The organism is Candidatus Streptomyces philanthi (genome assembly GCF_059553635.1).
The window spans coordinates 1-4,867 of the sequence record NZ_JCANQV010000370.1; the positions used below are offsets into that span (position 1 = coordinate 1).

Genomic DNA, 4,867 nt, shown 5'->3' on the forward strand with positions numbered 1-4,867 from the left:
CCGCCGACGCCCGTACTGACGCCCCCGCCGACGCCCCCCAGGGGCCCGAGGCGCCCCGCCCCGGCCGCCCCCGCCCCGAGCAGGACCAGGCCGCCGGCCGCCGCGCCCTCGTCGAGGAGACCGACCACGCCGAGTGGGTCGACCAGCAGCGCGAGCACCCCCGCCCCGCCCCCGGAACCTGGGAACCGGTCCCCGTCCCGCTCCCCACCTACGTCACCGCCCCTGTCGCCCCCCGCGCCGCCGGCCACACCGACCTGGACACCGACGACGCCTGGAGCGCCGCCCGCTCCAGCGCCGCCCCCGACACCCAGCCGGAGCGCCCCGCCACCCCCGCCCGCCGCACCCGCGGCCGCACCCCCCTCTTCGACCAGTACGCCTCCCCCGAGGACCACCCCGCCGACCTCGACCGCCCCCGCGCGGCGAACGAGTGACCCCGCCTCCGCTGACCAGCACCGGAAGCGATTTCCGAGCACCGCCGACGGGATGCTAGAGTTTCACTCGTCGCAAGGGCCTGTGGCGCAGCTGGTAGCGCACCTCGTTCGCAACGAGGGGGTCAGGGGTTCGAATCCCCTCAGGTCCACCGCACACGTCAAAGCCCCCGCCGGGAACATCCGGTGGGGGCTTTTTCGCGCCGTACGGCGGCGGGTTCGTGCTCGCGGTCGGGACGCCGAGACCTCGTGCCGCGTACCGGCGGGGTGACGGAGACGGCCGCCGCCCGGGCCCGGTGGGTTGTGCGGACTCTCCGGGGCGGACGGTGGCCGGGCCCGCCGGCGATCAGTTGCGTACGAGGAGCCAGGCTCCCGCGCCTCCGCAGTAGGCGGGGTTGTAGTCGGTGGTGCGGTAGCCGGGCGGGATGGGCACGCCGGGGCAGATCCAGAGTCCGGGCTTGGCCAACTGGGTGAACCAGGAGCCGATGCCGCCGCAGCCGTTCATCTGGTGGCCGGTGTTCACGTACCCGGGCCAGATCGGCGAGCCGGCGCAGGTCCAGATGCCGTCCTTGGCCAGCTGCAGGTACCAGGCGTCGATGTTCTCGCAGCCGTAGCCGTTGGGGGCGTGGGCGGTGGTCACATAGCCGGGCGGGATCGGCGAGGTGCCGCAGGTCCACAGGCCGTCCTGGGGCAGCCGCATGAACCAGGAGTTGAAGCCGTCGCAGCCCTTGGGCCGGTGACCGGCGAGCACGTATCCGTCCGGGATCGGCGAGGTGGCACAGGTCCAGATCCCGTTCTGCACGGGCTGCTGGTACCACATGCCGGCCCCGCCGCAGCCGTTGTTGGAATGGTTGGTGAGGACATAGCCCGGCGTGACGGGGACGCCGGGGCAGATCCACCCGGCCGCGGCGGGCCCGGCGGCGGACGAGGAAGCGTGGTGGGGCGCGGCGGCGGCCGTGCCGACGGAGACGCCGGTGAGGACGGCCGTCATCAGCGCGATGGCGCCCACCAGGGAGGCGAGCCGGCTCCGGAGGGCCGCTCCCAAGGAACGGCCCAGCGGTCGGGAATGCGTTCTGTTCACTTCACACCAGTCCAATCGGCAGATCCAGGCGGTGCCGAACGACGGCCGCGCGGCGTCGAGTTGTGGAGACGGTGTGACCCTAGCGGGAGGGGGAACCGTTGAGTATTTACTTCATGGTCACATCAACAACTTGGCCGGAAACGTCTGCGGGGTACCGGTGCGGGGCCACAGGGGCGGGCGGGATTTCCTGCTTTCCCGTACGCGGTTCTTTCCGCGCCCCTCCCGTATTTCCGGCGCGGTCCCGCACCTCACTCCCCGCACACCCCCTCCCGGCCCACCCCGCGCGCGCCCGGCGCGAAAACGGAATAGACAGGGGGCGGGGAAGACGGGCCGAGGAGTGGCGGATGCAGATCGTGGTCGATCTCAATCGGTGTCAGGGGTATGCGCAGTGTGTGTTTCTGGCGCCGCAGGTGTTCGAGCTGCATGGTGAGGAGGCGTTGTTGTACGCGCCGGCGGTTCCTGTGGGGCAGGAGGAGCGGGTGCGGCGGGCGGTGGTGGCCTGTCCGGTGCAGGCCATTGTGGCCGGTGAGGCGGCGGGTGATGGGGTCCGGTGAGATGCGGGACGGGCGGATCGTTGTCGTCGGGGCGTCGCTGGCCGGGCTGCGGGCCGCGGAGACGCTGCGGGACGAGGGGTTCGAGGGGGAGCTGACGCTTGTCGGGGACGAGGCGGTGCCGCCGTACGACCGGCCGCCGCTGTCCAAACAGGTGCTGTTGGGGCGGGCCCGCGCCGAGGACGTGACGCTGCCCCGGCGCCGGGACATCGGCGCGCGGTGGCGGCTCGGGGTGCGGGCCGCCGGGGTGGACGGCGTCGCGAAGCAGGTGCTGCTGGCCGACGGGGAACGGCTGCCCTACGACAGGCTGCTGATCGCCACCGGGACGCGGGCCAGGCCCTGGCCGCAGCCCGAGGAGGCGGCGCTCGACGGCGTGCTGACGGTGCGTACGCGGGAGGATGCCGCCCGGCTGGCGGAACGGCTCGATGCCGGGCCGCGCCGGGTGCTGGTGATCGGTGCCGGGTTCACCGGGTCGGAGATCGCGTCCGCGTGCCGGGAGCGCGGTCTGGATGTCACCGTCGCCGAGCGCGGGCCCGCGCCGCTGGCCGGCGCGCTGGGCGGGACGCTCGGCGCGTTCGCCGCGGCGCTGCAACGGGCCCACGGGGTCGATCTGCGCTGCGGGGTGACGGTCACCGCGCTGCGTGGTGCCCGGGGGCGGTTCACCGGCGCCGATCTGTCGGACGGGACCCGGATCGAGGCGGATGTCGCCGTGGTGGCGCTCGGCGCGGTCCGTAACACCGAGTGGCTGGAGGAGTCCGGGCTGGCCGCCGGGCCGCGAGGGGTGGCCTGTGACGCGGGCTGCCGGGTGTTCACCATGTACGGCATCGTGACGGACGATGTGTTCGTCGCCGGGGACGTGGCCCGGTTCCCGCACCCGCTGTTCGAGTACCAGATGCTGGCCCTCGAACACTGGGGCAACGCGGTCGCGCAGGCGGAGGTGGCGGCCCACAACATGGTCAGCCCGGGAACGCGGCGCCGTCCGCATCTGGCGGTACCGGAGTTCTGGTCGAGCCAGTTCGGCCTCAACATCAAGTCCGTGGGCGTACCGACCTTCTCCGACCAGGTGATGATCGCCCAGGGCTCGGTGGACGAGGCACGGCTGGTCGCCGTCTACGGCTACCGCGGACGGGTGACCGCGGCGGTCAGCGTGAACCGCGCCAAGTGGCTGGACCACTACCTCGAAATGATCGAGACGGCGGCCCCCTTCCCCCCGGCCCCCGGCGCCGCCGACCGGCGGCCCTCCGCGGCGCCCGTCCCCTCCGACGTACCGGGCCCGAAGGCGGTCTCCCACGGCCCGACCGTCGCCCTCACCGGACATCTGCCGGACCGGCGCCTGACCTGGGTGCGGTAGGGCCCGCACCACCGCCCGCCCCGGGCCGGCCCCGCCGTCCACCACCCGCAACCGACGAGGAGCCCGCGCGCATGCCATCGGACCCCACCACCCTCTTCCGGCGCATCACCGACTACGCGCACCGCGCCGACCCCTACCCCCTCTACGCCGAACTCCGCGAGAGCAAGGTCGCCCGGCAGGAGGACGGCAGCTACCTCGTGGGCACGTACCACGAGATCGCCGCGCTGCTCCACGACCCGCGGGTCAGCTCGGACTTCCGCAGCCGCGCCGCACCGGACCCCGAGGCCCTCGCCGCCCGGGAGGCCGGGCTGCCGCCCGCGTTCATCGGCTTCGACGACCCCGAGCACGACCGGCTCCGCCGTCTCGCCATGCGACCGTTCGGCCCCCCGCACACCCCCGGCCGGATCGACGCCCTCCACGACGACATCGTCCGCATCACCCAGGAGTTGATCGACGGCTTCGGGGACCGGGAACGGATCGACCTCGTCGACGACTTCGCCTACCCCCTCCCCGTCACCGTCATCTGCGCCCTCCTCGGCGTCCCCCGCGAGGACATGCCGCAGATCCGCGCCTGGACGGACACGATCATCGAGAGCATCGACCCCAGCCCCGGGGAGGACCCGGGCCAGCGGCGGCACGCCGGCCAGGAGGCCCGCCGGGCGATGGGCCTCTACATGAGCGACCTCGCCACGCGCCGCGCCGAGCACCCGACCGGCGACATGCTCTCCGCCCTCGTCCACGACGACGGGCCCGACGGCCGGCTGACCCGGCCCGAACTGATGGCCACCGCCGTCCTGCTGATGATCGCCGGACACGAGACCACGGTGAACCTCATCACCAACGGCATGCTCACCTTCCTGCGCCGCCCGGACGTCCTGGAGCGGCTGCGCCGCGACCCCGCCCTGATGCCGTCGGCGGTCGAGGAACTGCTGCGCTACGAACCGCCCGTGCACCTGCTGCCGCAGCGCTCCCCGCTGACGGACCTGGAGGTGGCGGGCGTCACCGTCCCCAAGGGCGCGCCGCTGATCCTCGTCCTCGCCTCCGGCAGCCGCGACCCCCTGCGCTTCCCCGACCCGGACCGCTACGACCCGGCGCGCGAGGACAACGCGCACTTCGGCTTCGGTAGCGGCGTCCACCACTGCTTCGGCGCGCCCCTCGCGCGCCTGGAGGCGCAGGTCGCGCTGCGCGCCCTCCTGCACACCCTCGACGCGCCCCGCCTGGTCGAGGACCCGCCGCCGTACCGGCACAGCCCCGTCCTGCGGGGGCCGCGCCACCTCTGGGTCGCGCGGCGGGTCGGGGGCTGACCGGCCCGCGTTCAGCCCGCCAGGCGGGCCACCGCGTCGACCACCGCGCCCGTACCGTCCTCGGCGGCCAGCCGGCGCGCGGCCTCCTCGGCACGGGTACGGAAGGACGCCTCCCGGGTGACGCGGACGAGGGCGTCGGCCAGCCGGTCGGC

The 4,867-nt window shown here is 74.1% G+C and carries 4 protein-coding genes, 1 tRNA gene and 1 pseudogene; 5 read left to right on the forward strand and 1 reads right to left on the reverse strand.

Annotated features, from left to right (window positions below):
* A pseudogene (locus AC51EU_RS27030) lies at positions 1-431 on the forward strand (hypothetical protein); the annotation flags it as partial.
* Between the two features lie 76 nt (positions 432-507).
* Positions 508-580 (forward strand) — tRNA-Ala (locus AC51EU_RS27035).
* Positions 581-774: 194 nt separating this feature from the next.
* Here the strand turns inward: AC51EU_RS27035 and AC51EU_RS27040 are convergent.
* Entirely contained in the window at positions 775-1,473 is a 699-nt protein-coding gene (locus AC51EU_RS27040) for a hypothetical protein (RefSeq protein ID WP_496269708.1), read from the reverse strand.
* A gap of 380 nt (positions 1,474-1,853) precedes the next feature.
* On the opposite strand from AC51EU_RS27040, the gene AC51EU_RS27045 reads away from it, so the two are divergent.
* The 3 genes from AC51EU_RS27045 to AC51EU_RS27055 all read left to right on the forward strand — a co-directional run bounded on the left by AC51EU_RS27045 (position 1,854) and on the right by AC51EU_RS27055 (position 4,715).
* Positions 1,854-2,063, forward strand: a complete 210-nt coding sequence (locus AC51EU_RS27045) for a ferredoxin (RefSeq protein ID WP_496269709.1) — start codon at positions 1,854-1,856, stop codon at positions 2,061-2,063.
* Positions 2,050-3,411 carry an NAD(P)/FAD-dependent oxidoreductase gene (locus AC51EU_RS27050; RefSeq protein WP_496269710.1) on the forward strand — a complete coding sequence of 454 codons (1,362 nt, stop codon included), beginning with the start codon at positions 2,050-2,052 and terminating at the stop codon, positions 3,409-3,411. Before AC51EU_RS27045 ends, AC51EU_RS27050 begins: the two co-directional genes overlap by 14 nt.
* Positions 3,412-3,482: 71 nt before the next feature.
* The gene (locus AC51EU_RS27055) at positions 3,483-4,715 is read left to right on the forward strand and encodes a cytochrome P450 (RefSeq protein ID WP_496269711.1); all 1,233 of its coding nucleotides are present in this window, start codon (positions 3,483-3,485) and stop codon (positions 4,713-4,715) included.
* Positions 4,716-4,867: the final 152 nt, after the last annotated feature.

Bases quoted from the DNA above. Each gene is read 5' to 3' on its own strand.
- AC51EU_RS27055 (WP_496269711.1), top strand. From the start codon at position 3,483: ATGCCATCGGACCCCACCACCCTCTTCCGGCGCATCACCGACTACGCG.
- AC51EU_RS27045 (WP_496269709.1), top strand. From the start codon at position 1,854: ATGCAGATCGTGGTCGATCTCAATCGGTGTCAGGGGTATGCGCAGTGT.
- AC51EU_RS27050 (WP_496269710.1), top strand. From the start codon at position 2,050: ATGGGGTCCGGTGAGATGCGGGACGGGCGGATCGTTGTCGTCGGGGCG.